Consider the following 1,416-nt stretch of genomic DNA (forward strand, 5'->3'; position numbering starts at 1 on the left):
TGAACTGAACCCAAAAAATTAGACAAATATATTAAGCAGCTACTAAGGATTGAACTCTGTATTGCACAGGGGACAATCCTTTTAGTTTTGTTTTAATTCTTTTGTGATTGTAGTAATGAATATAAGTTTCTAGTTCTTGCTTAAATTGTTCCATACTTTCAAACTCTTTAAGATAAAGTAATTCAGACTTTAATAAGCCAAAGAAATTTTCCATGACTGCATTATCTAAGCAATTTCCCTTACGGGACATACTTTGGATAACGTTATGTTTTTTAAGCGACTGATGATATTGTCGCATTTGATAATGCCAACCTTGATCCGAGTGTAAAATAGGAGTTTCCTTATCATTCAAACATTGAAACGCCTTATTTAACATTTTAGAAACAAGGGAATAGGCAGGTCTATGTTCTATATTGTAAGCTATAATTTCTCCGTTATATAAGTCTAAAATGGGTGATAGATATAGTTTTTTACCATGTAAGTGGAACTCCGTCACATCTGTTACCCATTTCTCGTTTGGTTTTGATGCGTGAAAATTACGTTTTAAAATATTAGGAGCGAATTTCCCGACAGTCCCTTTATATGAACGATATTTTTTTAATCGAACAAGACATTTTAATCCCAGGATATTCATTAAACGTCGAACGGTTTTATGATTTAATGCATGGCCTCGATTACGTAATTCCAATGTAATACGACGATAACCATACCTCCCAAAATTCTCACTAAAAATCTCTTTAATTAATTCTTTAACTTTCTTATATTTATCTGGACGTTTCGCTTGTTTCATCCAGTAATAATACGTACTACGAGCGATATTAGCGACTTTCACAAGGTCAACGACCTTATATTTATGCCTTAATTCATAAATCAATTGCGCTTTGTCTTGGTCTGTGATGTTTTCTTCTTTTGAACTAAGGCATTCAACTTTTTTAAATAGTCATTTTCCATACGCAGACGTTCATTCTCTGCTTGTAGCGCTTCTATAGAACCTTCAAGAAATACTTCGTTTTGTTTTAAATGTTGTAGCTTAGCTTTTTCTTTGGCCATGGTTAGACGCCCCTTTTTCTTTGATTTTAGGGCATCTAATCCTTCTGTTTCATAAGCTACTTTCCATTTTCGGAGTGTTTCGCAAGAAGGAATATTAAAAAAAGCAGCTGTTTCTCTCAGAGATGTCCCATTTTCATTCATATAATGAATTACATCTAGTTTATACTCGAGAGAGTAAGTTGTATAGCGTTTTTCAAACGCCTTTTCCCCTGAAAATTCAAACCGTTTAATCCATTGATAAAGTTCTCTAGGATGAACCCCTATAGAATTAGCAATGGTTTTTCCGCCTTCCGTACCTTCTAGATATCGTTTTACTGCTTGTATTTTATCTTTTGAAGAAAATTTAGCCATAAAAAATGCACCTCC

Annotated in this window: 1 protein-coding gene; it reads right to left on the reverse strand. The window is 33.5% G+C overall.

Going from position 1 to position 1,416, the window contains the following annotated elements:
• Positions 1 to 31 precede the first annotated feature (31 nt).
• Positions 32 to 1,401, reverse strand: a protein-coding gene (locus QO049_RS30415; protein ID WP_284489817.1) for an IS3-like element ISBth167 family transposase whose coding sequence is annotated in 2 segments (ribosomal slippage) — positions 32 to 936 and positions 936 to 1,401 — 1,371 coding nt in all. Because the reading frame shifts where the segments join, the coding sequence is not laid out codon by codon here.
• Positions 1,402 to 1,416 lie beyond the last annotated feature (15 nt).

This window comes from Bacillus sp. RB3 (genome assembly GCF_030164735.1).
In the GTDB taxonomy this organism is placed as follows: domain Bacteria; phylum Bacillota; class Bacilli; order Bacillales; family Bacillaceae_G; genus Bacillus_A; species Bacillus_A cereus.